Annotated in this window: 27 protein-coding genes; 8 read left to right on the top strand and 19 right to left on the bottom strand. The window is 48.8% G+C overall.

The window, feature by feature from the left end; genetic code table 11:
* The first annotated feature begins 42 nt into the window (after nucleotides 1–42).
* The 6 genes from DN748_RS04425 to DN748_RS04400 all read left to right on the top strand — a co-directional run bounded on the left by DN748_RS04425 (nucleotide 43) and on the right by DN748_RS04400 (nucleotide 5435).
* Nucleotides 43–1908: an ABC-F family ATP-binding cassette domain-containing protein gene (locus DN748_RS04425; protein WP_112370567.1), complete on the top strand. Its 1866-nt coding sequence runs from the start codon at nucleotides 43–45 to the stop codon at nucleotides 1906–1908.
* 3 nt (nucleotides 1909–1911) lie between these two features.
* The gene (locus DN748_RS04420; protein WP_112370566.1) at nucleotides 1912–2412 is read left to right on the top strand and encodes a hypothetical protein; all 501 of its coding nucleotides are present in this window, start codon (nucleotides 1912–1914) and stop codon (nucleotides 2410–2412) included.
* Between the two features lie 132 nt (nucleotides 2413–2544).
* Nucleotides 2545–2739, top strand: coding sequence for a hypothetical protein (locus DN748_RS04415; RefSeq protein ID WP_112370565.1), 195 nt, complete (start codon nucleotides 2545–2547; stop codon nucleotides 2737–2739).
* 193 nt (nucleotides 2740–2932) lie between these two features.
* Nucleotides 2933–4276 (top strand): 2TM domain-containing protein, encoded by a 1344-nt coding sequence (locus DN748_RS04410; protein ID WP_236636789.1) that lies wholly within the window; start codon nucleotides 2933–2935, stop codon nucleotides 4274–4276.
* Nucleotides 4277–4294: 18 nt separating this feature from the next.
* Nucleotides 4295–4615, top strand: a complete 321-nt coding sequence (locus DN748_RS04405; protein ID WP_112370564.1) for a 2TM domain-containing protein — start codon at nucleotides 4295–4297, stop codon at nucleotides 4613–4615.
* A gap of 67 nt (nucleotides 4616–4682) precedes the next feature.
* A complete protein-coding gene (locus DN748_RS04400; protein WP_112370563.1) occupies nucleotides 4683–5435 on the top strand; it encodes a LytR/AlgR family response regulator transcription factor in 753 nt (250 codons plus the stop codon).
* A 90-nt stretch (nucleotides 5436–5525) separates the two neighbouring features.
* On the opposite strand, the gene DN748_RS04395 is transcribed toward DN748_RS04400, so the two are convergent.
* From DN748_RS04395 to aroB, 11 genes are all read right to left on the bottom strand, one after another.
* Nucleotides 5526–6551 (bottom strand): UDP-glucose--hexose-1-phosphate uridylyltransferase, encoded by a 1026-nt coding sequence (locus DN748_RS04395; protein ID WP_112370562.1) that lies wholly within the window; start codon nucleotides 6549–6551, stop codon nucleotides 5526–5528.
* Between the two features lie 15 nt (nucleotides 6552–6566).
* Complete coding sequence (gene galK, locus DN748_RS04390) at nucleotides 6567–7754, bottom strand: galactokinase (protein ID WP_112370561.1); 1188 nt, start codon at nucleotides 7752–7754, stop codon at nucleotides 6567–6569.
* 302 nt (nucleotides 7755–8056) lie between these two features.
* Nucleotides 8057–9247, bottom strand: coding sequence for an LETM1-related biofilm-associated protein (locus DN748_RS04385; RefSeq protein WP_112370560.1), 1191 nt, complete (start codon nucleotides 9245–9247; stop codon nucleotides 8057–8059).
* Nucleotides 9248–9301: 54 nt separating this feature from the next.
* A complete protein-coding gene (locus DN748_RS04380; RefSeq protein WP_112370559.1) occupies nucleotides 9302–9889 on the bottom strand; it encodes a superoxide dismutase family protein in 588 nt (195 codons plus the stop codon).
* Nucleotides 9890–9965: 76 nt separating this feature from the next.
* Nucleotides 9966–10883 (bottom strand): bifunctional metallophosphatase/5'-nucleotidase, encoded by a 918-nt coding sequence (locus tag DN748_RS04375; protein ID WP_112370558.1) that lies wholly within the window; start codon nucleotides 10881–10883, stop codon nucleotides 9966–9968.
* A gap of 113 nt (nucleotides 10884–10996) precedes the next feature.
* A complete protein-coding gene (gene trmD, locus DN748_RS04370; RefSeq protein ID WP_112370557.1) occupies nucleotides 10997–11674 on the bottom strand; it encodes a tRNA (guanosine(37)-N1)-methyltransferase TrmD in 678 nt (225 codons plus the stop codon).
* A gap of 12 nt (nucleotides 11675–11686) precedes the next feature.
* The gene (locus DN748_RS04365) at nucleotides 11687–12325 is read right to left on the bottom strand and encodes a tRNA (guanine-N1)-methyltransferase (RefSeq protein WP_236636788.1); all 639 of its coding nucleotides are present in this window, start codon (nucleotides 12323–12325) and stop codon (nucleotides 11687–11689) included.
* Nucleotides 12326–12540: 215 nt separating this feature from the next.
* Complete coding sequence (locus DN748_RS04360) at nucleotides 12541–12876, bottom strand: HepT-like ribonuclease domain-containing protein (RefSeq protein WP_112370556.1); 336 nt, start codon at nucleotides 12874–12876, stop codon at nucleotides 12541–12543.
* Nucleotides 12866–13177: a nucleotidyltransferase family protein gene (locus tag DN748_RS04355; protein WP_112370555.1), complete on the bottom strand. Its 312-nt coding sequence runs from the start codon at nucleotides 13175–13177 to the stop codon at nucleotides 12866–12868. The genes DN748_RS04360 and DN748_RS04355 overlap by 11 nt, the downstream gene beginning before the upstream one ends.
* Before the next feature lie 260 nt (nucleotides 13178–13437).
* The gene (locus DN748_RS04350; RefSeq protein WP_112370554.1) at nucleotides 13438–14886 is read right to left on the bottom strand and encodes a glyceraldehyde-3-phosphate dehydrogenase; all 1449 of its coding nucleotides are present in this window, start codon (nucleotides 14884–14886) and stop codon (nucleotides 13438–13440) included.
* A gap of 292 nt (nucleotides 14887–15178) precedes the next feature.
* Entirely contained in the window at nucleotides 15179–16264 is a 1086-nt protein-coding gene (gene aroB, locus DN748_RS04345; protein ID WP_112370553.1) for a 3-dehydroquinate synthase, read from the bottom strand.
* Nucleotides 16265–16618: 354 nt separating this feature from the next.
* Here aroB and rpsA point away from each other — a divergent pair, with 354 nt between their 5' ends.
* On the top strand, nucleotides 16619–18391 hold the full coding sequence (gene rpsA, locus DN748_RS04335) for a 30S ribosomal protein S1 (RefSeq protein ID WP_112370551.1): 1773 nt from the start codon (nucleotides 16619–16621) through the stop codon (nucleotides 18389–18391).
* Nucleotides 18392–18504: 113 nt separating this feature from the next.
* On the opposite strand, the gene DN748_RS04330 is transcribed toward rpsA, so the two are convergent.
* Nucleotides 18505–18864, bottom strand: a complete 360-nt coding sequence (locus DN748_RS04330; protein WP_112370550.1) for a DUF488 domain-containing protein — start codon at nucleotides 18862–18864, stop codon at nucleotides 18505–18507.
* A gap of 86 nt (nucleotides 18865–18950) precedes the next feature.
* Nucleotides 18951–19235 (bottom strand): hypothetical protein, encoded by a 285-nt coding sequence (locus DN748_RS04325; RefSeq protein WP_112370549.1) that lies wholly within the window; start codon nucleotides 19233–19235, stop codon nucleotides 18951–18953.
* Between the two features lie 216 nt (nucleotides 19236–19451).
* Between DN748_RS04325 and DN748_RS04320 the strand changes: the two genes are divergently transcribed.
* On the top strand, nucleotides 19452–20048 hold the full coding sequence (locus DN748_RS04320) for a Crp/Fnr family transcriptional regulator (RefSeq protein ID WP_112370806.1): 597 nt from the start codon (nucleotides 19452–19454) through the stop codon (nucleotides 20046–20048).
* Here the strand turns inward: DN748_RS04320 and DN748_RS04315 are convergent.
* The 6 genes from DN748_RS04315 to DN748_RS04290 form a co-directional block, all read right to left on the bottom strand.
* Nucleotides 20039–21259, bottom strand: coding sequence for a hypothetical protein (locus DN748_RS04315; RefSeq protein WP_112370548.1), 1221 nt, complete (start codon nucleotides 21257–21259; stop codon nucleotides 20039–20041). The genes DN748_RS04320 and DN748_RS04315 overlap by 10 nt on opposite strands.
* Nucleotides 21256–22728 (bottom strand): L-aspartate oxidase, encoded by a 1473-nt coding sequence (locus DN748_RS04310; protein ID WP_161554465.1) that lies wholly within the window; start codon nucleotides 22726–22728, stop codon nucleotides 21256–21258. The genes DN748_RS04315 and DN748_RS04310 overlap by 4 nt, the downstream gene beginning before the upstream one ends.
* Nucleotides 22725–23660: a quinolinate synthase NadA gene (nadA, locus tag DN748_RS04305; RefSeq protein ID WP_112370546.1), complete on the bottom strand. Its 936-nt coding sequence runs from the start codon at nucleotides 23658–23660 to the stop codon at nucleotides 22725–22727. The genes DN748_RS04310 and nadA overlap by 4 nt, the downstream gene beginning before the upstream one ends.
* 66 nt (nucleotides 23661–23726) lie before the next feature.
* Nucleotides 23727–24509 (bottom strand): ABC transporter permease, encoded by a 783-nt coding sequence (locus DN748_RS04300; RefSeq protein ID WP_112370545.1) that lies wholly within the window; start codon nucleotides 24507–24509, stop codon nucleotides 23727–23729.
* A gap of 16 nt (nucleotides 24510–24525) precedes the next feature.
* On the bottom strand, nucleotides 24526–25239 hold the full coding sequence (locus DN748_RS04295; RefSeq protein WP_112370544.1) for an ABC transporter ATP-binding protein: 714 nt from the start codon (nucleotides 25237–25239) through the stop codon (nucleotides 24526–24528).
* Nucleotides 25233–26444: a nitrous oxide reductase family maturation protein NosD gene (locus tag DN748_RS04290; RefSeq protein WP_236636787.1), complete on the bottom strand. Its 1212-nt coding sequence runs from the start codon at nucleotides 26442–26444 to the stop codon at nucleotides 25233–25235. The genes DN748_RS04295 and DN748_RS04290 overlap by 7 nt, the downstream gene beginning before the upstream one ends.
* Between the last annotated feature and the right edge of the window lie 13 nt (nucleotides 26445–26457).

Raw genomic sequence — 26457 nt, 5'->3', positions numbered from 1 at the left:
TGTTTTTCCGATGTCTTTTCTCCGGACGATTAATGAGCTGTAATGAATTATCTATCTGTTGAAAATATTTCCAAATCTTTCGGAGAACGGGTATTGTTTACCGGTATCTCCTTCGGGATAAACAAGGATCAGAAAATAGCCTTTATCGCGAAGAACGGTACGGGTAAGACGTCCCTGCTGAATATTATCACGGGAAAAGACGAACCGGATACCGGGCAGGTCATTTCCAGGAACGGGATATATACCGGGTTTCTCTCCCAGGAACCCGACCTGGATACCGGACTTACGGTGGAGGAGACCATTTTTGCTTCCGAAAACAAGGTACTCCGGGTCATACGGCGTTATGAGGAGGCCTTGCAGCATCCCGAAGATACGGAAGGCTATCAGAAAGCATTCGAGCAGATGGAACTCCACCAGGCCTGGGATTTCGAAACCAGGTATAAACAGATCCTTTCCCGGCTGAAACTGGACGACCTCTCGCAGAAGGTATCCTCGCTTTCCGGGGGGCAGAAAAAACGCCTCGCCCTGGCAACGGTATTGCTCAATGAGCCGGACCTGCTGATACTTGACGAACCCACCAATCATCTTGACCTGGAAATGATAGAGTGGCTGGAAGCCTATTTTGCCCGTGAGAACATCACCCTTTTCATGGTGACGCACGACCGCTATTTCCTGGAACGGGTGTGCAACGAGATCATTGAGCTCGAAGACGGTAAATTGTATTCGTACAAGGGGAATTATTCCTATTACCTCGAAAAAAAGGAGTCGAGGATAACGGCGGAAAAAGCTTCGGTGGAAAAGGCCCGTAACCTGTATGTCAAGGAACTCGACTGGATGCGGAGACAACCCAAGGCCAGAACCTCCAAATCGAAATCGCGTATCGACGATTTTTATGTGATCAGGGAAAAGGCCCACCAGAGGCGTAAGGAGCACAACATACAGCTCGAGATCAATATGGAGCGCCTGGGAAGCAAGATTGTGGAACTTCACAATGTGGGGAAATCATACGGGGAAAAGCGTATTCTCGATAAATTCCAGTATGTTTTTAAAAAGGGAGAACGCGTGGGGATCATCGGCAGGAACGGTACCGGAAAGTCAACCTTCCTCAACCTGCTTACGGGAGCTGTGACACCCGATGCAGGAAAGATAGTGATCGGGGAAACGGTAAAATTCGGATACTATACCCAGGCCGGGATTGAGATAAAACCCGGGCAGAAGGTCATCGATATCATCCGTGCCTATGGCGATTACATTCCGCTGGCCAGGGGAAGGCAGATCTCGGCGGCCCAGTTGCTGGAACGCTTTCTTTTCGACCGTAAGAAACAATACGATTTTGTGGAAAAACTGAGCGGAGGCGAATTAAAACGTCTCTATTTGTGTACCGTACTGATCCGGAACCCCAATTTCCTTATCCTGGACGAGCCTACCAATGACCTGGATATCGTAACCCTGAATGTACTGGAGGAGTTCCTGCTCGATTTTCCGGGCTGTCTCATCGTGGTTTCCCACGACAGGTATTTTATGGATAAGATCGTCGACCACCTTTTCGTGTTCCGGGGAGACGGGGAAGTCGAAGACTTTCCGGGGAATTATTCGGATTACCGTGCGTATGAAGACAGTACTCCCCCGGCAGAAGAAACCATTGCTGCAGAAGGGGAACAGAAACAGAAAGCCTCCTGGCGCAAAGATGTGAATAAAGGGCTTTCTTATCACGAACAAAAGGAATACGGCCGCCTGGAAAGGGAGATCCGAAGGCTGGAAGAGGAGAAGGCCGGGATCGAGAAGCTTTTTGCGGAAGGCTCCCTGGAAGGAGAGCAGATCGATGAACTTTCGATAAAGCTCGAACAGGTCATTGCCGGGATAGAGGAAAAGACCGACAGATGGCTGGAACTGTCGTATAAGGAATAGGAAATGCATATCGGAAAATACCTGAGATTCTTGCTGAGGTCTACCAACCAGTACGGGGTACATTCCCCGTTTATTTACGGGTTTGTTACCGGGGGATTGTATAAAAGAGGGAAATTCAGGGGAAAAAAAACGCACCGGATACTGTTCCGGATGATAAAGTATTTCAGGATAGGGGAAGTAATCCTCACCGGCGAAAGCCGTGAGCTGCAAACCCTGCTTCATACCTGTTTCCCCGGGTTGGCAGACCGGGCGAAAGGTGAAAAAAGGCTGGTGTACCACCGGATTACCGCTGAAACAGATCCTGAAACCCTTTTTTCAAGGGAAGATTTCGGGGCGGAGGATATTCTGGTGCTGGACGGAATATATGAAAGCCGCGGGACCGAAGATGCCTGGAACAGCATCTGCGGGCATCCCCGGGCACGGGTAACGGTAGACCTTTTCTGGCTGGGGGTCGTTTTTTTCCGGACCGGGCAGGCCAGGGAACATTTTGTAATAAGGCCATGAGGCCCCGGTAACGTTATCGAAAAGATTGCGGGAATTGCCCGGATAATCCGGTAACACACTGACCAGGGTATAACACCATTATCTTGTATTCCTGGTTTTTCAGGTTGATAGTGGTTTAATTAAAAAAACAGGATGATGGATTTCGGAGATCAAAGCAGTATCGTATATATCGTTGTCATAGCGGTGCTTTTTTTACTGGTGTTGTGGAACAGCCGACGTAATTCGCGCAGGTGGAAGGATCGCAAGCGCAAGAGTTTTCGCGATCAGTACTACGACCGGAAGCGCAAGGAGCGGTCGGGAGAGAACGACAAGGATCACGATCGTTAGGGAGGCAGACTATTGCCGTTGTCTGTCTGGTATGTAAAATGCAGATCATCCCTTTTTTTCTACGATTCGGAACAATACTTTATGAAGAGAGCAGCCGCCTTCGGATATTTGACTGTGTTATTCCGGGACTGGCCGGAAAAACGTATTTTTAGAGTAGCGGTCCGGAACGGACGGAAGATCTGAATTCTCAACAGTGAAGCATATTTTAAGAACAACAGGAACAGGGGCGCTGATAACGGCCGGAATCTTTGTGGCAGATCAGGCCTACAGGTGGTTGTCCGGGCAGGCGGTGACCTTACCGGGGCATGCTTTCGAATCCTATCTTTATTACGCCTTATACGGTATTCCGCTTACCCTGGTCAATTTTTTCTGGATAAATCATATCAGGAGATATTACAGGGGAAAACGAAAAGGATATCACCTGCTGGGTGGTATTGCAGGGAGTATCCTGGTTACCCTGCCGGTGGTCATCTTATTGAGATGGGTGCATAAGGGGTATATGGAAGACAATACCGGTTATGATCCGTGGGCATTGCAACAGTTGAGGTTCTATACGGCCATAGTTATCATATCCCTGCTGATATCCCTGTTGTTTCATTTGTTTTATTTTTATCGTAACTTTCAGGAAAACAGGGTAAAGGAGCAGAAAATAATCGCGGGAACGGCATCGGCCAGGTTCGATGCTCTTAAAAACCAGCTCGACCCCCATTTTTTGTTCAACAGCCTTAACGTACTGACCAGCCTGATCGATGAAAAACCGGAAGCCGCACAGAAGTTTACGACGTCGTTGTCAAAGATATACCGCTATGTACTGGAACAGAAAAACAAGGAGCTGGTTACTGTAAATGAAGAACTGGGATTTGCCCGTACGTATGCGGCGCTGCTGAAAATGCGTTTTGAAAACAGTATCTCTTTTGATATGCCGGAATATGCTGCAGACCCTGAAGCGAAGGTAGTACCGTTATCGCTTCAGCTCTTACTGGAAAATGCGGTGAAACACAACAGGGTTTCCGAAAAGCATCCCCTGAAAATAGAGATATACGAAGAAGGCGGATGCCTTGTGACCAGGAATAACAAACAGCCGAAACAGACCCTTAAAAAGGGAAGTGGAGTAGGGCTGGCCAATATCAGTCAAAGGTATAAGCTGCTGACCAGGCGAAAAGTGTCTGTAGAAGAGGACGACACCTGTTTCAGGGTGAGCATACCGATATTAACCAAACAGATAACAATTGTGGAAACACCGGACCAGAACATGAATCAGAAATACCTGGAGGCCAAGCGCCATGTGGCAGCCTTAAAGGAGTTTTACTGGAACCTCGCTTCGTACTGTATTATCATCCCGTTCCTTGTTTTTATAAATTACAGGACATCCTGGGAATACCAATGGTTCTGGTTTCCCGCTGTGGGATGGGGAGTAGGTCTTACCTTTCACGCGATCAGCGTCTTTATGGACAAGGGGTTCCTGGGACGCCGGTGGGAAGAGCGGAAGATCAGGGAATACATGGAGGAGGAAAAGAGAAGAAGCCAGTGGGAATAAAATCTAATCGCGGACAAAATGAAAGATATACATAATTCTGAAGAGGCATTATACCAGAGAGCGAGAAAACGTATCCGGAAGGAAAAAGGATTTTACAGGCACCTGATGTGGTATGTCATTATCAACCTGATCATTCTGGTATCCATAGCCGTGCCCTCGGGAATGAAAGGAGAGGCTTTCTGGAATTTCTGGACCTTTTCAACGGCCTTTTACTGGGGAATAGGCCTGGTCGTTCACGGGGTGTCCGTGTTTATGCCCCGTGTTTTCCTGGGAAAGGAATGGGAAGAACGGCAGATAAGGAAATATATGGAGAAGGACCGGGAGGAACGGTGGGAGTGAGGTATTGAGAACAGGTGTTTTCCAATGAATGAAAAAATATCAGTGTTTTTAACAGGGATACAGGCTTATGAGGGTCGTTATTATAGAAGATGAAAAACCGGCTGCGAGAAGGTTGCGGCGCATGGTAGAAAAACTCGGGATAGATGTGGAATGCCTGTTGCATGGTGTGGAGGAGGCCGTAGACTGGTTTCACCGCCATCCTTCCCCCGACCTGATACTGCTCGATATACAGTTGTCAGACGGCTTGTCTTTTGAGATCTTTGAATCGGCAGAGATCAGCTGCCCCGTTATTTTTACCACGGCATACGATGAATATGCGCTGAGGGCCTTTAAGCTGAACAGTATCGATTACCTGCTCAAACCTATCGATGACGAAGAACTGGCCGGGGCTATTGCAAAATACCGGGAGCGTATATCTTTTTCGCAGGCGGGTATTGATTTCGAAGCGATCCGGAACATGCTGGTAAACCCGTTGGAGCGTTCGTATAAAAAGCGCTTTACGGTAAAACTGGGACAACGGCTGAAAATGATACCTGTAGAAGAGATAGAATGTTTTTACAGTGAGAACAAGGGTACTTATCTCTACACCGCCGAAAGCAGGAATTATTTGCTGGACACCACCCTGGACGCTCTTGAAACAGCGCTTTGTCCCGATACCTTTTTCAGGATCAACAGGAAGTGTATCGTTCATATAAAAGCGATCAGGGATATTATAGCCTATACCAATGCGAGACTACAGATATATCTTTACAACTTTGATGATTTTCAGGTTATTGTAAGTCGTGACCGGGTGAAAAACTTTAAGGAATGGCTGGGGTGACGGGACCTTTGAACGGTCCCGATGGTACAAGCGTCCGGAAACGAAAAGGCCGGGACGGGATTTTCCCGTTTCCCGGCCTTCTTTATCTGGTTATGCGAGTTCGCGTAGTCGTTGTGCGGCAGTTTCGGCCGTAATATCCCGTTGCGGCATGGCAAACATCTCGTAGCCCACCATGAATTTCTTGACTGTGGCCGACCGGAGCAGGGGCGGGTAGAAACTCATGTGCCAGTGCCAGTGATCGTAATCCTTTCCGTCGGTAGGCGCCTGGTGTATCCCGGCCGAATAGGGAAAGGAGCAGTCGAAGACCTTGTCATAGGTAGCGGTTATAAAATGCAGGGCATCGGCGAAAGATATCCTCTCTGTTTCCGATAGCTGCCCGATGTGGGCCTGTTGTTTTTTGGGAACGATCATGGTTTCGAAAGGCCATACCGCCCAGAAGGGTACCAGGACCACCATATCGTCATTCTCATATACTATTCTTTCCTTATTGCTGCTTTCCTGTCTGACATATTCCCCGAGCAGGCTTTTCCCGTTGGCCGTATAATAGGCTTTCTGACGCTCGTCTTTCTTCCCGACTTCGTTGGGGATAGAGCTTTGGGCCCATATCTGTCCGTGAGGATGGGGATTGCTGCATCCCATTACGGCTCCCTTGTTTTCAAAGATCTGCACATAATTGATATCTTTTTTATGGCCGAGCGAATGGTATTCTTCCTGCCAGAGGGATACTACCTTTACAATGGCTTCCGTATCCATGTCTGCCAGGCTTTTGGAATGATCGGGAGAAAAGCAGATGACCCGGCAGGTTCCCTGTTCGCTCTCTGCCCGCAACAGTCCGTCGTTGATGGCGAAGGGAGCATTATCGGTCTGTAATGCGGCAAAGTCATTGGTAAAGGAATAGGTGTCCGTATATTCCGGGTTTACCTCGCCGTTCGCCCTGGTGTTTCCCGGGCAGAGATAACAGTCCTTGTCGTAGGAGGGCCTGACATCGGCAGCTGTTTTCTCCTGTTGCCCCTGCCAGGGGCGTTTGGTCCTGTGGGGAGAGACGAGGATCCATTCTCCCGTCAGGATATTAAATCTCTTGTGCGACTGGTTCTGTAATACTTCTTTTTGGATCATGGTGTTATTGTGCTTTCAGTTTTTATAGAAAACCGTTTCCGATATACCTGTGCCATCGGTAAGAGCTACGTTGTATATGCTCGGTTTCTTGTCAAATTTACGTGTGTATTCTTCCTCTACCGATGCTACAAATGCTTCGGCAGCACCTTTCCGGATGATGTTTATAGTGCAGCCACCGAAGCCTCCTCCCATCATGCGGCTCCCGAGGATATCATTGTTTTCCCGCGCTTTTTCGACCAGGAAATCCAGTTCCGGGCAGCTTACTTCGTATTGATGTTCCAGTCCGGCATGCGACTGGAAGAGCAGGGAGCCCAGAAGCGGGATATCGTTGTTCTTTATGGCCTTGACGGCTTCCTGCACCCTGTCGTTCTCCTGGATGACATAGAGGCATTTTTCGTAGGTGTCCGGGTCCAGCCGGTCTTTTACTTCCGAGAGCTGGGTTTCGCTGGCATCCCTCAGGGCCTTTATTTCCGGAAATGCCGATTGCAGGATACGGACACCGGATTCACAGGATTCGCGCCGGTCGTTATAGGCAGAATCTGCCAGGCTGTGTTTTACATTGGAGTTGATCAGCAGTATCTCATAATCGCTGAAATCTATAGCTACCGGAGAGAAATCGAGTGACCGGCAGTCGAGCAGGAGAACGTGTTCGCCCTTGCCCTGCATACTGGCAAACTGATCCATGATCCCGCATTGTACCCCTACGAAATTGTGCTCAGCCTTCTGGGAGAGGAGCATCATTTCCGTTCTGCTCATCCCGATACCGAAGAGCTCATTGAGCCCGAAAGTAATGGCGTTTTCCAGGGCGGCAGAAGAAGACAAACCGGAGCCCTTGGGGATATTTCCCCCGAAGACAATATCAAATCCCTGAAGCTGAACGCCGCGTTTTCCTATTTCGGAAACGACTCCCAGTACATAATTCTGCCAGCTCCCCTTTTCCGATGGTTTGACGTCATCAAGACTGAAACGGATCTCCTCGTCCATGTCTGCTGCGAATACCCTGCATTCGTCCGGACTGCCGTTCCGGGCCATAGCCGAAATAATATAGCGGTCGATGGCACCCGGGAGTACAAAACCGTCGTTGTAATCGGTGTGTTCTCCTATAATATTAATGCGCCCCGGAGATTGTATCAACAAGGGGGAGCCGTTGTATTTTTCCTTAAAAAGGGTATTTATCCTGTCTTTTAATGCTTGTGTAGTCATAGGTGTTTATCTCTGTTCCGTAACGGGCAGTTCCGCAGGAACAGTTTGTTTTAGTGTTTGCAATTATTTTTATTTCGTAAAAAAAGGATGTCTGTAATTGAAAAAATCATACAAGGTTTTAGATTGATACTGCACAAAAAAAGATAGGTTTCAGCATTTTTCAAAGAGCAAAATGCCAAAAGCTATCCCGGATTATAAATGCCGCCTAAAAGTACAGTTTTTTTTCGTCAATAAAGAACGCTGTGCGGAATATAACAAAATACCGGAAATGTTATTAAACAGAAGGGGATTTCCGGGGGTGACTATTCCAGTTTGTTGTCGTCGAATGAAGAGGGGAGCAGCTGGGGGATAAACTTGACCAGAAGCGGCAGTAATACCCCGCCTCCGGGAAGTAAAAAGATGGCCAGTGAGGGAATGGACTTACATATATCGAGCAATTGCGATCTGACCTTCTGTTTCTCTTCCTTACTGAGTTCCTTGACGGTGGATTTTGACAGGAGCACTACCAGTTCCCTGCTTTCCAGGAGCTCCAGCTGTAGTCGTTTCCTGTTCCGGAGAATGAGGTTGCTCACCATCCTCGAGGAGTTGTCGTAGAACTGTCTTACGGGGTTGGAAAAGTTCAGGATGGGGATCTCCTTCCTGTGCAGATTAAAAAAATCCTGTACGAGGAAGAGGGAGCGTTCTGCTTCCGCTACCGGCAGGTACAGTATATCGTGGGCCAGTGCTGCGATGAATTTTTTTTCCTGCTCCTCCACGGTACGGTCGTTCCATACGGCAAGGGATGCGAGGTCTACCACATATTTTTTTTCCAGGGCAGAGGACAGCCGGAAGGGAGGCTGTTGCTGGAGGTCTTCCACCTTCTGGTCGTAGGTGCCGGTATACCGTGTGGATGACTCAAACAGCTTTACAAGCTGGATATCGTATTCGTTTTTTTCTGTTTTGGTATCGAGGGCACGGTAAATGGTGTTTATGATAAAGGTCTCGAGGTTTCCGGCATATTCCATACAGTTTTCGTTCCCGTCGAGATATTGTTTGTAGGTGAGGGTGTCGATATACAACAGCATATTGGTGGGAATGCGGTTGAAGTTTTTGGTGAGAATATTTTCGTCGAACAGCACCCGGTTGCCGATGATCTTCTCGAGTTTGGACGACCCTTTGTTTCCCGTAAGCAATTTGTTGAAAAAAGAAACATCATTGCTTTCCATAACGGTATAGAAAGCAATGATGGAATCTATGGCCCGATCGAAATCAAGTGTTCCGTTGCGGGTATAATAGGCCGACAGCAGGGAAATGTACAAATGGACCTTCGACAATTCCTCTTCGGTAAGCCTGTTGTCTATCTCCAGCGGTAATGCCGGTTTTATGTTGGTGCCGTATATAAATCCCGATTCGCGCAGTTTCCCGTAAAAGGTCCCGTTCTCTGCGGGGAAGAAAGCTGCGTGACCCAGTAGGGAGTTAAGTTTGGTGATCCAACCGGAGGCCGAGGGATTCATGAGGTGTAATGGTTTTGGTTCATAAGAGAGATAAAGCCCCGGACTTAAATATGATTATTGAATAATCCCCCCGCAACTTACCCGTCCGCCTGCATTTCCTGTCGGTTGTGACTCGAAGTCATCCGGGTCAGCGTGAACTATTACTCCTTTACCTACAATATTTTTGGTTTCGTCATCACAGTCAATACACCATTCGTCGGTAGAAAAGGTAATCGATCCGTTACCGTTTTCATCGGCTTCGAAATTTCCTATGTCTCCCTTGTGATATCCTTCGGCATCTCCCCATTTGCCGTGTTTCTCAAAGGTCGGGTTCCAGTGTCCGCCGGTAGATGTTCCGTCGGGAGCAGAGCAGTCTGCTTTTTCATGCAGGTGTATGGCGTGTTCTCCGGGTTCCAGTCCTTCGAAATTGGCGGTCATGGTCACGGTGCCGCCCTCTTCCGAAAAGGTAACGGTTCCCTTGGCAGTCGATTCGCTTTTCGGGTCCATGGTCACGGTAATTTCCCTGGCCGTTTCTGTTACGGTTTCGGTTTGTGCCGGCTCCACGGTATCCGTTGTACTATCTTCATTCTTTTTCTTTGTTCCATCCTTACAGGACACGGTAAGGAATGCAACAGACAATGTTAATAATGCTACTTTTCTCATAATATAGGTTTTTATTGACCTTATAAAATTACTGTGACTTGGGTATACCACCAAATTTATTGCGGTATTTCTCGGGTCAGACGATTATGGTACGGCCTTCACGGTCTATGAGTTTATTGTCGTGATCCAGGTAAAAATCTATACGTCCGACATTTATGCCGAAGCACCCGGCCTGGTTCACCAGTACTTTTTCTCCTTTCCGGTTATGGCATATGGTGGGCCTGTCGAGGAAAGTATGGGTGTGCCCTCCTATGATGATATCTATGTTTTCCGTATTTTCCGCGAGCATGATATCGGAAGGGCGGTTGTTGTCCCTGTACCGGTAACCGATATGGGACAGGCAGACAACGACATCGCAGTTTTCGTCCCTTTTTAAGACAGTTGACATATCCTGGGCAATTTCAACCGGGTCCAGGTATTTTGTTTCCTTGTACAGATTGTCGTTGACCAGTCCCTTGAGTTGTATTCCCAACCCGAAAACACCTATTTTTATTCCGTCCCTGGTAAAGACCTTATAGGGCCTGGTATGGGTGTCCATCACGGTATCGGAGAAATCGTAATTCGCAATAATAAAATCAAAATCGGCGTGGGGCAGCTGGGCGTAAAGTCCGTCGATACCATTGTCAAAATCATGATTTCCAAGGGTAGCGGCATCATACCGGAGCATACTCATCAGCTTGAATTCCAGTTCGCCCCCGTAATAATTGAAATAGGGAGTACCCTGAAAAATATCTCCGGCATCCAGCAGCAGTGTATTCGGGTTTTCGCGGCGTATACGTTCTATGAGTGTCGCTCTCCTGGACACTCCCCCTTTTCCCGGGTTGCGGGGGTCGTTATCAGGAAGGACGTCGATATGGCTGTGTACGTCGTTGGTGTGGAGTATGGTAATATGTTTTGCCGTGTTTTCCGGTGTGCAGGAAGACAGGGAAAATCCCCCGAGCGATAAAAAAGCGGCCGAAGCCGAAGTGTGCTGAATAAAATCCCGTCTTTTCATTTCTTTGGACCGTAAAAGTGAATGATGATCAAAGATAAGGTTTTTTACGTGAAGCGGGAAAGAGAATCCTTGTACTTTGGTTGCAGGTTGGAGGTTGCAGGCTCCCCCCGTATTTATTCGTCCAGCAGGTCCGGGCGTCTTTCCCGGGTACGCAGGTAGGCCTGTTCTTCCCGCCATTTTTCGATTTCCGGAAAGTTCCCGCTCAGCAGTACTCCGGGTACCTTCCAGCCTTTGTATTCGGCAGGCCTGGTGTATACCGGGGGAGCGAGCAGGTTGTCCTGGAAAGAATCGGTCAGCGCCGATGTCTCATCGTTCAGCACACCGGGGATCAGCCGGATGATGGAATCGCACAATACGGCCGCTCCGAGCTCTCCTCCCGAGAGGACATAATCCCCAATCGAAATTTCACGGGTGATAAACCGGTCCCTCACCCTTTGATCCACGCCCTTGTAATGCCCGCATAGAATAATGATATTCTCTGCAAGCGACAGCTGATTGGATATTTTCTGGTTCAGGGTATTGCCGTCGGGAGTCATGTAAATGACCTCGTCGTATTCCCGCTCCGTTTTCAGTTTCGAAATACAGCGGTCTATGGGTTCGATCATCATGACCATCCCGGCCCCGCCTCCGAACTGGTAGTCGTCTATGGTCCTGTAGTTGTCCGACGCATAGTCGCGGAGGTTATGGGTGTATACTTCCACAAGCCCTTTGTCTATCGCCCTCCGGAGTATGGAAGCTTCAAAAGGACTTTTGAGCAGTTCGGGCAGTACGGTGATGATATCGATACGCATATACGGAAAGGATTACTTGGCTTTGGAGATCTTCTGTTTATTGATCTCATCCTGAAGCTGCCTTCTCACCTTCTGTTCCCTTTCCAGGGCCTTTTTCCGGTGGTCTTCATATTCCTGTTCCAGTTCTTCCAGTGCTTTTCTGGCACTCTGGGTCACTGCATTACTGTTCCTGAATTTATAGACAAAGAAAAGCAGTACTACTGCGAGCAGGCCTACAATACCCCACATGGTAGCCTTGTAAGTGGATTTGTCGATCAGGGCCCCGAAGAATGAAATACTGTCTTTTTCATCGGTCAGGGAACTTACATGTTCCTGGTTTTCGGCCAGTTCCCTCTTGAGGGATTCCATTTCGCTGTTTTGCGATTTGGTAAGATTAATGGCCTCTGACAATTCCTTTTCTACCCGGGCCAGGGAATCCAGGGTGTTTTTTTTAAGGGTATACAGCCAGTTTTTTTTCACGACCTTGTACTCCTGGTAGTTGTTGGAGCGCTGGATCACGAATTCGAACTGGTTATTGACATCTCCCTCCGTAAGGGACAGCTTGTCTTCGGGATTCTCTTCATTTCCGGTATCCTGGGCATGCAGTAAATTACTGCAGAGCAGGGATAGTGTAAGTGCAATACAGATGAGGTATACGTTCTTCATTTTCATTTCAGACTGTAGTTGTTGATGATTATTGTTTATGCTTCGTAACGTCGTAAATGCCGTACTTATTGTAATTTCTGAAAAAACAGCCCCTGCATTACTGCACGGGGCTGCAAAGATATGGAATATTATGGGTTGGCAAAGTGTTGGTATACAATTATCTATATGGTACCGGTATGGAGGGAAACCTGCTGGCGACAGGCTTCGGGGTATTTTAAATCTCACTTAGCGAGTAAATGGTCTACTTCTGCTTTCAGAACAGGTAAATGAATTATAATAATACCCCATATCTGGGAGTTTTCAATGGTGTCATATCCGTGAATTATTTTATTTCTGGCATCTACGATTCTCCGGGAATTTGTAATCTTAATATCGGGATTAATACCTAAAAGCCGGTTGACCGCTTCTCCAATAATTTCGATATTTCTTTCTACGGCATCCTGGAGCATAGCATTAGAGTCGTATTCTTCGAAAACCTTTTGTGGTCCGATATAGTTTTCTATGTTTTCGATCGCGGTTGAGATGTCGAAGAGTAACTTTTTCTCGCTACGATCCATATATTAATTTTTTGTTTTCCTCTAACTCCTCTATAAAATACGGATTTTTAAGGGAGTTTTCGGTAATGAGGTCTACTTCTCTCCGGAATAAATCACGCAGGGAATCGTGCAGGTTCCACCACATCTCTCCTTTTTCTACAGGGTCTTTGAGAGAATCGTGGAACTTTATGAGAAAATCCAGATCACTATTTTTATTAAAGTCCTTTCGTAACGAGGACCCGAAAAGATAGGCACGTTGTACTTTATGCCTCCTAAAAATAGCATCCAGTCGTTTTTTGTATTTAGAAATGGCAATAGACATAGGTTCCGGCCTTTATTTTTTTGCAATCTAAAATATACTGCAAATTACTATCTAATCGGGAGAATTACAAAGAAATAATCTTTTTTGTATGAATGAATTATGGTTAAATAATTGCTTTTAAGTTAATTACATCTGGTGTGCTTTTCCTTGTTTTTGTACGAAGCCGGAAGAGGGATTCTTCCGGCTTTTTCAGGTTATAGTGTCTGAACTCCGAATTCCGAACTCATAACTGATTATAACGTTCCGTGGTTCCGTGAGCTCTAATAATAGGTATACCGCCTTACTTTGGCCATATATTTGGCAAGCCGGACGACCTGCTGGCTGTATCCGTATTCGTTGTCATACCATACATACAGCACCAGGTTTTTTCCGTCAGGTGATACAATGGTGGCCCTGCTGTCGTATATGGCAGGGGCAGTAGTGCCTACGATATCGGAGGAAACCAGTTCGTTGCTCAGGGAATATTTTATCTGTTCCACCAATTCTCCCTCCAGGGCATATTTTTTTATGACGGTATTGATGTCCTCTCTCGTAGTATTTTTTGCCGTTTCCAGGTTCAGTATGGCCAGTGATCCGTTCGGCACGGGAACGCGAATGGCATTGGAGGTAAGCTTTCCTTCCAGTGACGGCAGGGCTTTGGATACGGCTTTTCCTGCCCCGGTCTCGGTGATGACCATATTGAGTGCAGCCGCGCGACCCCTGCGGTATTTGTGGTGCATATTGTCTACAAGGTTCTGGTCGTTGGTGTATGCGTGTATGGTCTCGATATGCCCTTTGGTAATCCCTAAGGCGTCTTCTACGGCCTTGAGGATGGGCGTAATGGCATTTGTGGTGCATGAAGCGGCGGAGAGTATCCTGTTTTTATCCGGACTGTATTCTTTGTGGTTTACGCCGTAAACGATATTCGGTATTCCTTTCCCGGGAGCCGTGAGAAGCACCTTGTCTACTCCCCTGGCTTTGAGATGGCGCCCCAACTGTTCCTTATCCCTGAAACTCCCTGTATTGTCTATAACCAGGGCATTTTTAATCCCGTATCCGGCATAGTCGGTTTTCTCGGGGGCATCGGAAGAGATCATGTGCACCGTAGTACCGTTAATGACCAGGCAGTTGTTTTCGGGGTCGGCAGAAACCGTACCGGGAAAATGTCCGTGAACAGAGTCGTTACGCAACAGTGAAGCCCTTTTTTCCAGGGTAATGCTGTCGGAACTTCCCCTGGTAACGATAGCCCTGAGCCTTAGCTGGCTGCCTTTTCCGGTCCGGGTCATAAGCTCCCGGGCCAGCAGGCGGCCAATCCGCCCGAAACCGTACAGAACCACATCCCTGGGTTGTATTTCCCGGCTGTTCCGCGCTCTTTTCAGTTTATCGTAAACAAAGGCTGTGGCATTGTTGTACTGATCGTCTTCCAGGTGGTATTCGTAGGTGAGTTTTCCGATATCTATTTTGGCCGGGGGCAGGTTCATCTGTTTGATAACATGTGCGATCTCTACCGTATCGAATATGGAAATAGGTTTTTCCACAAAGGCCCCGGCGTATTCGTGCAGGTTGATGATCTCACTGACGCTCCGGTCGATAAGCTGGTTTCGGAAAAGGACCAGTTCCACCGAGTTGTCATACCAGAGGTCGCTTACGGTCTTGATGAATTCGACCGAGGCCCTGCGGCGGTCGGCTTGGAAGGCCAGTTCCTTTTCATAGATTTCTGTAAAGCTCATTTTTGTAGTGTGTTTTTTGTGTGCCCACCGGTGTACCTGTTAGGAGAGGCCAGAAAACGGTCCTGCCATGAAACCGGTTATTTTGCCTCTTGCCTGTACCTGTAACCGGTGGATGTTTAGTGTTTGTGTTCGGGGACAAAAATATGGATTTCAAACGTTTTCGTAAAGGTTTTTTTGTGTAAAGAGAGGGGGGGAGTTCGAAGCACGAAGTCCGAAGTATGAAGGGTTATAGTTTTATGGTTTGCAGGTAACAGGTTGCATCATAACTCTGAACTCATAACTGTAAAACAGCTTAAACCGTTTGTGGCTGTCCGTTGTAATATGAAAAAGACCGGATAAGGAGGTCGTCGGGCACGCGTACGTCAATTACCGGTGCACCGATATCCTTGAGAAGGAGGAAATTGATATGGCCGTGCGCATTTTTCTTGTCGTATTTGAGGTATGAAATGATGGGGGCTATGTCTTCCTTTTCGATGGTTACTTTGGGGAAGTACGACAGGATGATCCGGGTTATCTCTTCCAGGGTATCTTCCGGGAACTGCCGGGTCTTTGCCGACAGCCAGGTTTCCAGTATCATGCCTATGGCGATGGCTTCTCCGTGGAGCAGGGTGTCTTTTTCGGGGGCCTGAAGGAAATAAGATTCTATGGCATGGCCCAGGGTGTGGCCGAAATTCAGGGATTTTCGCAATCCCGCTTCCCGGGGGTCCTGCATAACGATGTTGTTCTTGATCATGATGGAATCCCGGATTAGGACATCCAGGTCGTTCATATCCAGTGCCGAAAGATCGCGAAAGGCCGCCCAGTAATTCCTGTCCTGTATCAGCCCGTGTTTCAGCATCTCTGCCAGTCCGCTGCGCATCTGGTTTGCAGGCAGGGTCATGAGCATGGACGTATCTGCGATCAGTATGCCGGGCACATTGATGACCCCCACCTGGTTTTTGAGCGGACCGAGGTCGACCCCGGTTTTTCCGCCTACCGAGGCGTCTACCATAGCCAGTAAAGATGTAGGGACATTGACAAAATCGATGCCCCGCATAAAGGTGGAAGCCACAAACCCCCCGAGATCGGTAACGACCCCTCCCCCCAGGTTGATAAGCAGGCTCTTTCTGTCGGCCCCCAGCTCAGACAGGACCTGCCATACCTGGCTGCAGGTCGCTATGGTCTTATGGGGTTCCCCCGCTTCTATTTCGATGATCTCCGCGGTAAAATCGGCCGGCATTTTCCCCATGAATACGGGAATGCAGTGTTCATTGGTGTTTTCATCCGTCAGGATAAATATCCGCGACGGATTGCGTTCCACAATATAGTGTTTCAGCTTTTCATAACCGTCTTCGTTGAAATAGATGGAATAGCCGTTACATGAAATGGGTGCTAACATGGGTATCGTGGTTTTTACCGAAAATAGGGCGTAAAGGTATTAAATATTGTTTAAATCCTCTCCGGGTATATTACGGTTGTAAGTCCTGTATTAAAATACTCCGGAAAACCAACAAAATCAGTAGCCTTGATCAGGCAAATATAAAAATATCCGTATACTGTAAAGCCTGGCATGTATTTTGTTTTAAATAAAAAGATTTCAAACTTTTGAAAATCAAAAATATAATTGTAATTTTGCACTCCTTTTTAAGCAAAAGTCAGGAGGGAAAAGGGTGTATTAATCTCATTATTAATTTCTTTCGTATTCATAGCTTTACCTCTTGTGTGAATCCGGAATACAAATTTTTAATCAGCAATGGCTGACACAACAAAAACAGCTCAGGATGTTCAGAATCCTGAAGAATTTTTAGCGAACTTCGACTGGCACAACTACGAAGAAGGTATTGAAAAGGTTGAAGATGACAAGCTCAAGGAGTTTGAGAAACTCGTAGAGGACAATTTCGTAGACACTGCCGATGAGGAAGTGGTGGAAGGAGAAGTGGTACACCTTACCGACCGGGAAGCTATCATTGATATCAATGCCAAGTCTGAAGGTGTTATTTCCCTCAACGAATTCCGTTACAATCCCAACCTGAAGGTGGGTGACAAGGTAGAGGTCCTTATCGACGTTCGCGAGGACAGAAGCGGACAACTGGTGCTTTCTCACAGAAAGGCACGTACGATAAAAGCCTGGGACAGGGTAAATGCTGCTTATGACAACGGAGAGATCGTAAACGGTTTCGTGAAATGCAGGACCAAAGGTGGTATGATCGTGGATGTATTCGGTATCGAAGCGTTCCTTCCGGGATCGCAGATCGATGTGAAACCTATCCGGGATTACGACCAGTATGTGAGCAAGACCATGGAATTCAAGGTGGTTAAGATCAACCACGAATTCAAGAACGTAGTAGTTTCGCACAAGGCGCTGATCGAGGCAGATATCGAAGAACAGAAAAAAGAGATCATCAGTCAGCTCGAAAAAGGACAGGTACTCGAAGGTGTGGTCAAGAACATCACTTCTTACGGGGTATTTATCGACCTCGGAGGTGTGGACGGACTTATCCACATTACCGACCTTTCATGGAGCCGTATCAACCACCCGAGCGAGGTTGTTGAACTGGATCAGAAACTGAATGTGGTTATCCTTGACTTTGACGATAACAAGTCGAGAATCCAGCTCGGTCTGAAGCAGCTTCAGAAACATCCGTGGGAAGCACTTAGCGACGATATCAAGATCGGGGACAAGGTGAAGGGAAGAGTAGTGGTCATCGCCGACTACGGTGCCTTTATCGAAGTTGCCGAAGGTGTTGAAGGGCTTATCCACGTTTCTGAAATGTCATGGTCTACGCACCTGCGTTCTGCCCAGGACTTTGTTTCTGTAGGAGATGAGGTGGAGGCTGTGGTACTTACCCTGGACAGGGAGGACCGCAAGATGTCTCTCGGTATCAAACAACTTACTCCCGATCCGTGGACCGATATCACCAGCAAGTATCCCGTAGGATCAAAACACGAGGGTATTGTGCGTAACTTTACCAATTTCGGTGTGTTTGTAGAACTGGAAGAAGGAATTGACGGGCTGATCTATATCTCCGACCTTTCCTGGACCAAAAAGATCAAGCACCCGTCTGAATTCGTATCCGTGGGAGACAAGCTTGAGGTAGAAGTTCTGGAACTGGATGTGGACGGACGTAAACTGAGCCTCGGTCACAAGCAGACTACGGAGAACCCGTGGGACAAATACGAAAGCGAGTTCGGAGTAGGTACGGTACACACTACCGAAGTCAATGAGATCGTTGACAAGGGAGCTACCATTAACCTGAACGAGGATATCGTGGCTTTCATACCTTCCCGTCACATGGAAAAAGAAGATGGCAAGAAACTGAAAAAAGGAGAAACTGCCGAATTCAAGGTTATTGAGTTCAACAAGGAATTCAAAAGGGTAGTGGCTTCTCATACCGCCATCTTTAAAGAGCAGGAAGAGCGAAATGTCAAGGCTGCAAACAACAGTAACACTGTAGAGAAAACCACACTTGGTGATCTCGATGCCCTGGCAGAACTCAAACAAAAGATGGATAAGGAAAGCAAATAATTTTTTTGTTCATAATAGTTGGATGAAAACCTGGCTGGTCCCCGCGATCATGCCAGGTTTTTATGCTTACAGGAAGTATGTTCTGTGCCCGTACAGGTTGCGGAGATCCGTTGCTAACGGGTTTCAAGCACCTCTTTGAGAATGATGGCGTGGTTGGATTTCGTATTCCTGGCTCCGTACAGCAGGCATACCTGTCTTGTTTTTGCTATGGCCCTGATGTGGTCGAGGGATTCCCTTTTCTGCTTCAGTTCTTCCTTATAACGCCGCCCGAATTCCTCGAAACGGTCGTCCCGGTGACCAAACCACCGGCGCAGTTCGTCGGAAGGGGCAATATCCTTGTCCCACTCATCCAGCCCGGCAGCTTCCTTCTTTACGCCCCTGGGCCAGAGCTTGTCGATCAGTATCCTGTACCCGTCTTCCGGAGCAGGATGTTCGTATATACGCTTAACGATGTAAGGGTGTATTCCCGGCATTTTTTCTGATTTTTATTACATGTTCCCTGAAAATATTTCATAAGATAGGAAAAACCGGTGTAATAACCCGTTTGCCGGTACATGCCTCATACCACTGCATTGAACAGTATGACCGACAGGTTGGTCAGGACACTTGCCAACAGTATATGATAGACAGGTTTGGGTTTGAGCCCGGCCAGCACCGCGGTATTATACCCCATACATACACAGGTGATCAGGAATACCTGCACCATTTGCACCGGGCCAAAACCTTTCATCAGTACGATCATGGCAGTAATGCCGCCCAGGCAGCTCGATACCAGTATTCCTGCTGTAACGGATAAATAAAAGGATTTTTCAAAAGCGTCGTAAAGTTTCCGGTAATAAGACATAACAGTGATTTTGAAACTATTAAAACTGCTGTAAAGTTAGATGTTGATCCGGGGAGATTTTATGATCCGGATCATAAAAGGCAATGGCCTGCCCGGGCCTGTGAATTTCCGGTGTACCGCCGTAAAAAATGATAAATATCATAGGATGCCCGGTTTTGAATTTTCACCTTTGGATTTTTCATAATACAAGAACGACCAATACCATAAATGTGGGATATGATAGATCCTGATTTACTTCTCGATTTCGGCGCGGAACTCGTCTCTTACGATAAGGGGGATATTATTTTTCACGAAAAGCAGCGGGCCAGTAATTACTTTCAGATCTTTACCGGGCAGGTTAAAATGAATAATTTTACCGGGGATGGAAAAGAGTTTATCCAGGGGCTGTTTTCGGAAGGAGAGAGTTTCGGTGAGCCTCCCCTGTTTGTCGACATCAGTTATCCCGCCAATGCCGAGGCTCTTACCGACTGCAGTGTATACCGTCTTTCCCGTACCGGGCTGTACCGCCTCCTGGAGTCGTATCCCGATGAGCACCTCAAGGTTACCCGGGCCCTGGCGGGAAGGCTGTATTACAAATCCATCATGGCCAGCGAGTTGTCGGGACAGGAGGCCGAACACCGTATCCTCAGGATACTGGACTACCTGAAAAAGCATGTATACCATCTGGAAGGTACCTTTTCCTTCAGGGTAGACCTCACCCGCCAGCAAATAGCCGACCTTACCGGGCTCCGGGTGGAAACCGTGATACGCGCAGGGAAATCGCTGGAGCAGAAAGGAGAGCTCAAACTGGTGAACCGGAAAATCTACCGGTAATGCCAGGGGCTTTTCCGGTTGTTCAGAAGCAATATACCCGTAGCCACCGGAAAAAGAAAACTGCCCGCCAGTAACAGCAGGTAGTAATGCCCCGGTACGGGCCAGTTTTGCCACAGGGCTACGGCCTTGTAAAAAATAAGCCCTTCGGTAACCAGGAATGCAAGCAGGTAGATCGGCATGGCAACCGCCGGTATTCTTATAAGCCGGAAATGAAGCAGGAGCCCAAGCAGCGCTGTCGAAATGACCCCGAGAAACGTCAGGTGCAGGTAGCCTATCACGAATTCGGTGATGCGATAGACCACATCTGAGAGTACGGGCATACCCGACAGGTACTGTAATAACAGCTTCACTGCCAGTAACACACCGCTGAACCGGAAAAGGAACAGTACCCGGCCGGACAGGCGATTTCCGGGCTTTGGCCGCCCCTTCCGGTTCCTGAGCATATTGCAAAGCAGTATAAAAGCTGCGGCCTGGAGCAGGCCACCCGTGAGCCCCAGCACATGAAAGGAGGTATAGGGCCCGGTCCAGAGTACCGAGAGGAAAAAACTGAGAATGATCCCGCCATTCAACAGCCTGTAAAAAAGGCGGAAGCGGGATTTCGGTATTTTTATGCCCCCGGTTTCGAGAATATAGAACAGGAAGCCGCAAAGTGCTGTGATAAACCATCCGTTGTACTGGAAATGCAGGTAGAAGTATACGGCTGTCTTATACCATACGGAAGTACTGCCCAGGGTGTTCATGATTATCCCCAGGGACCAGGGGCCCAGACTGGAAAGCATCATATAGAACAGCCCCGCCCGGAGACATTTCCAGGAATTCCGCTGCCGTAAGGCCTTGGGAGTATGTTTTATAAAGAACCAGGCAAATACATAACTGACCAGGATAAACAGGGTGGAAAAGACAATGGAAACAGGGCGGTACCCCACAAGGGGAAAGGTGACCAGCATTCCAGCCAGGGACAGCCAGGTCACGCCCGAAATTTTCCGGAAAGCGGCATTCAGCTTTTTTTCCGGGAGGAACAGCAAACACATCAGTGTGGTCAGCGCCAGGTATACCCACCCGAGGAGGGCAATATGGGAGTGCCCGTGTACCATATACCTGTAGGTAAACCCGGGGTCGGCAAGAGGGAAGGCGCGAAGCAGAACCCCCATAAGGGTGGCCAGAAAAAAACAGGCCAGGGCAATACGGGTCTGGAACTTTATTGTTTTCATGAGATCATCCGGGCTACTGTGAGCAGGTTACGTAATTCGTATGATGACTTTGACGGGGCACGGTGCCGTAACAGCTTGTCGGTTTCCTGCGAAAGCTGTTCCGTTCCTGTGTTTTCCGCCGGAACTGTCCCGGTAATCCCGGAAACATAAGCATCGTACATCACCTTCTGCAACTGTTGCCGAAGATAAATAATTTTGTCCGGCCCGGTTTCGGCGGAAGCGGAAATCCCCGGTTTTTTTTCCTGGTGTATTACAGGGGAGGCAAGGTCGTCTATACCGGAGAGCACGTTTCCCGCAGCCCTGCGGGCAATGGCCACCGCTTCCAGCAGGGAATTGGAGGCGAGCCGGTTGGCGCCGTGGAGCCCGCTGCAGGCACATTCTCCGTTAGCATACAGGTTTCCGATGGTCGTTCTTCCCTGCAGGTCGATGGCGATACCTCCGCACTGGTAGTGCGCGGCAGGCATAACGGGTACCGGTGTTTTGAAGAGATCGTAGCCTGCCTGCCTGCAATGTGCTGCAATTGCCGGAAAAGCGTGCAAAAAGGCTTTCCTGTTGAGGTGGCGACAGTCCAGGTATACATGGGCAGTATGGTTTTTACGGCATTCGAGCCATATCGCCCTGCTCACGATATCCCGTGTGGCCAGTTCCCCCCTGGGGTCGTACTCAAACAGAAAGCGTTTTTCCTGCCTGTTGATAACGTGTGCCCCGAATCCCCGTACGGCTTCCGATATGAGGAAAGCCGGGTTGCTTTTTGCACCGGAAAATGCCGTAGGGTGAAACTGGTAAAAGCCCATATGTTCTACCCGTGCCCCGGCGCGGTGCGCCATGGCCACCCCGTCTCCGGTAGCGATCGCGGGGTTGGTGGTTACCCGGAAGAGTTGCCCGCTTCCCCCCGTAGCGAGGTAAGTGATCTTTGCTGGACAGCTCTTCGGGATGCCTGATCGCTCATCGAGGTAGTACACCCCGAAACACTGCCGGTCCCGGATGATGAGATCGGTCGCAAAAAATCCGGAGTGGAACGTGATGTTGTCAAGCCTTTTTGCGTAATGCAGCAGGCTTCGTATGATATATGCCCCTGTCCGGTCTGCGCAATGCAGGATGCGGGGATAGGAGTGCCCTCCTTCCAGCCCGGTGTCCCATGCCCCTGCCGGCGTACGGTCGAAGGGGACCCCCCATTGACTGAGGCTGGCAATGCAGCCGGGGGCATCCTCTACGACAGCCCTTACTACCTGCTCGTTACAGTATCCGCCTCCGGCCTGTATGGTATCGCGGATATGATCTTCAAAAGCATCCCTGTCCCGGTCGGTCACAGCGGCAATTCCACCCTGGGCATACCAGGTATTGCATGCGGTTTGCCCTGTTTTACTGCATATCCGGACAGACAGGTCAGGCCGGCGGGAAGCCAGGCTTATGGCAAAAGACAACCCGGCAATTCCGGAGCCGAGAACAAGTACATCACAGGGTTTCACGATAATTCGAACATTTTACGGATGGGACGAAGGGCATTTTTTCTCAGGGTTTCTCCTATGTGAACCTCCGGGGCCTCATTCCGGAGGCAGCGATAAAGCTTTTCCAGCGTATTCACCTTCATATAGGCACATTCGCTGCAGGCGCAGCTGTTGTCCTCACGGGAGGGAAGGGGAATAAACTCTTTTTCCGGGCATTCCCTTTTCATCTGGTGGATTACCCCTGCTTCGGTCCCTATGATAAATGCGGAAGCCTTACTTTTACGAACATATCTCCTCATCTGTGAAGTAGAGCCCGTATAGTGGGCGGCCCGAAGGATACACATTTCCGATTCCGGGTGGGCCACGATCCTGGCTCCGGGATATTTCCGGACCAGTGCGATCAGCTTTTCCATGGAAAAAGCTTCGTGAACCACGCACGACCCTTCCCAGAGGACCATATCTCTTCCCGTTTTCTCTATCAGATATTTTCCGAGATTTTTGTCCGGTGCAAAAATAAGCGGCTGATCCTCCGGAACGGAGCGGATCACCCTTTCGGCATTGGAGGAGGTACATACGTAATCACTCAGGGCCTTTATCGCTGCACTGGTATTGATATAACTCACCACCCGGTGGTCCGGATAGCGCTGGCGGAACACCGTGAACGCTTCGGGCGTACAGTGGTCGGCAAGGGAGCATCCTGCCGAAAGGTCGGGCAACAGGACCTTTTTTCCGGGGTTGAGGATCTTGGCGGTCTCTGCCATAAAATAGACCCCGGCAAAAACAATAACCGGGGCATCGGTCTTTGCAGCGTGCCGGGCCAGTTCAAGACTGTCCCCGACCACATCGGCCAGGTCCTGTATGGAAGGGTCCTGGTAATAATGGGCGAGGAGGATGGCATTTTTATCCTTTAATAATTTTTTAATTTCTTCCTGGTAAAAAGTATGATCGTACATGGGTATGGTATTTATATCGGTACGGTTACGGCATGGAGGTCGGGGGCAGAAGGGGGATCGGCCGGCTCAGAAATCCTTTTTCCGGGCGCTTTTCTGCAACCACCACAGGGGAACAAAGATCCAGAGCAGCAATACCAGCCCGGAGAGCAGGCTGCCGGCACCGGTTCCGAAAAACTGCTTGAATACGGCCCCGGTATATCCCATAAGCGCAGAAATATCCAGTTTGAGGAGGATGAGTATACGCGCCAGGTCTACCGGGTTCAGCACTGTGGCGGTAAGGGCAAACCTTTCCAGCGGGTATTCCTGGAAGTGGGCGAGCAGCAACAGGAAAATACCGTCATAGGCGATAGCCAGCAGCAGCCATAACAGTATGGCATAGCCAAATCCCTTGATGCGGTTTTCGTTGGAAAGGGCGATATTGAATGCCAGCAGGGTAAAAATAAAGGTTAGTGCCACCCCGGTGAGGAGCAGTACGGCAAAGTCCCATATCGCCGCGGAGCGGAACAGCCCGTATGCGGCAAAGGGGATCCCGAGCCCGAGTACAAGACTGAGGGCAAGGGAACCGGCAATGCCGAGGTATTGCCCGGTAAATACGGTACGCCGCCTGACAGGCTGCGCCAGGAGAAGAATGGTGAATTCGCCGGAGTTGTAATAGTACATCACCCCGAACACGGTAGCGATAAGGGGCACGAGAATGATATTGACGTTCATCAGCGTAATGACGGCCCCCGAAAGGTCGTTGTTAAGGAACAGCAATACGCTGCCCAGCAGCAGGTAGAACAGGAAATAGACATAGCTCCACTTACTTCGCAGCAGGTCGAAAAAACTGTATTTGATGATCTTGAGCATGGCGACTGTTTTTTGTTTAACGGACCAGGCATTTTCCGGACAGGAGTGCGGCAATGGCGTGTTCCAGGTTTTGTTCCTCCGTTTCCGACCTCAGCCGGGCTATGGTCCCGGAGAAGTATATTTTTCCGTCCAGGAGAAAAACGATGTTTTCGGCGATTTCCTCTACCAGGCTCATGATATGCGAGGTGAGCAATATTACCTTGCCCTGTTCCTTTTCCTCGTGTATCCATTGCTTCAGGCGAAGCAGTGATACCGGGTCGAGCCCGGAAGAGGGTTCGTCCAGGATCACCAGCGGACTGTTGAACATAAAGGCGAGTACCAGGTTTACTTTTTGCCGGGTCCCGCCGGACAGCGTACCCAGTTTTTTGTCCAGGAAGGGTTGCAGTTCGAAAAAGCGGATCAGCTCGTTTTCCCGTGTCGTCCTGTGGCGCAGTTCCCCGATCATTTTTATGAGTTCCCTCACTTTCAGGTTGGCCGGAAAATCAGCGATCTGGGGGAGATAATCCAGGTCTTCACGGTATTTTACGTCTTTGCGGATGTCTCTGCCGTGTACGGTGATGTTCCCCCGGTCGGGGATGGTCAGGCCGAGGATGCACTTGAGCAGGGTGGTTTTTCCCGAACCGTTCGGGCCGAGAATGGCGGTAACTCCCTCTTGTGTAATGTTCAGGGAGAGATCTTTCAGGACCTGGTTCCTGCCGAAAGATTTGCTTATATTTCTGATATCTACCATGTGTTCTTTTTCATTTCGGGAGTGTGGTCCAACAGGCCTGCAGGCGTAAAAACAGGGGAGACCTTTTCTGAAAAATCCAGCAGTCCGACAAAGGTGCTGCGAAGCAAAACAATGGCTTCGGGCACCTGGCCGGTCATATAGGAAAAGAGTTTAACGGGGCGGTAGGGCACATCGCCGGTACCGTCCCGGTCCAGGTCATAGCCGCGGTAATCACTCCAGTAGTTGCTGTTGAAACTGTTTTCGTTGATATGTCCGGAATACGAGAGGTCGAAAGTGTTGTACAGGAAATTATTGTGCGAGAAGGTATTGTGGTAACAGGCCCCGCGTACCTTCACGGCATAGCCGTTATCTGCAAAATCATTTTCGGTAAAGGTCACCCGGGAAATTCCTTCCGCATGGATCCCCGAGGTATTGTTCTCAAAGGTATTGTGCGACAGTTCGGAGTCGGTGATCTCCTTGAGGAGCAGGCCATAGGAAGACGGCCCCCAGTTTTTCCGGAACGTATTCCGGTGCATCTTTATGAATTTTGAGAACATCACGGCGACCCCCGAACCGTTATTTTCAAAGAGGTTGTCGGTATAGATGTCGTTGTTCGAGAACATAAAATGCAGGCCGTACCGCAGATTACCGGTACTTTTGTTGTGGCTTATAGCGATGTCGTCCGAAAATTCCAGGTAGATCCCGTCGCGTACGTTCTGAACCGTATTGCCGGTGACTTCCACCTTGCGGCTATACCAGAGCTGTATGCCATTGCCCGAATTGTACTCGTTTACGGCATCTCCTGCAATGGTATTGTTTACCACCTTACCCTCGGCGGATTTTTCGAGATATATCCCGAAGAACAGTTTTCTGAGCGTGTTGTTCCGGATATTAAAATGCCTGCTTTTAACCACCCGCACCGCGGCGTAATCGGTGGTATAGCTGGTGCCGACATTGACGATCGTAAATCCGTCAATGGTGACATGGTCGCTCTGCACCGTAATGATCTCCCCCTTGTTCTCCCCGTCGATAACGGGGTTGCCTTCGCCTATAATGGTAAGCGGTTTGGTAATACCGATATTGAATTCCCTGTAAGTACCGGGTTTTACCACAATGGTGTCAAACGGTGCGGCTTTTTTTATGGCCCCGGTAATTGTCCTGGTCTGGCAGGTATTGCAGACTTCTGTCTTTTGTCCGTATACGGCAGGAGGAATTAAAAGGATCATCGTTGTTATATGT

The organism is Sinomicrobium soli, from assembly GCF_003285545.1.
In the GTDB taxonomy this organism is placed as follows: Bacteria; Bacteroidota; Bacteroidia; order Flavobacteriales; family Flavobacteriaceae; genus Sinomicrobium.
This window is presented reverse-complemented; position numbering and strand designations above follow the sequence as displayed.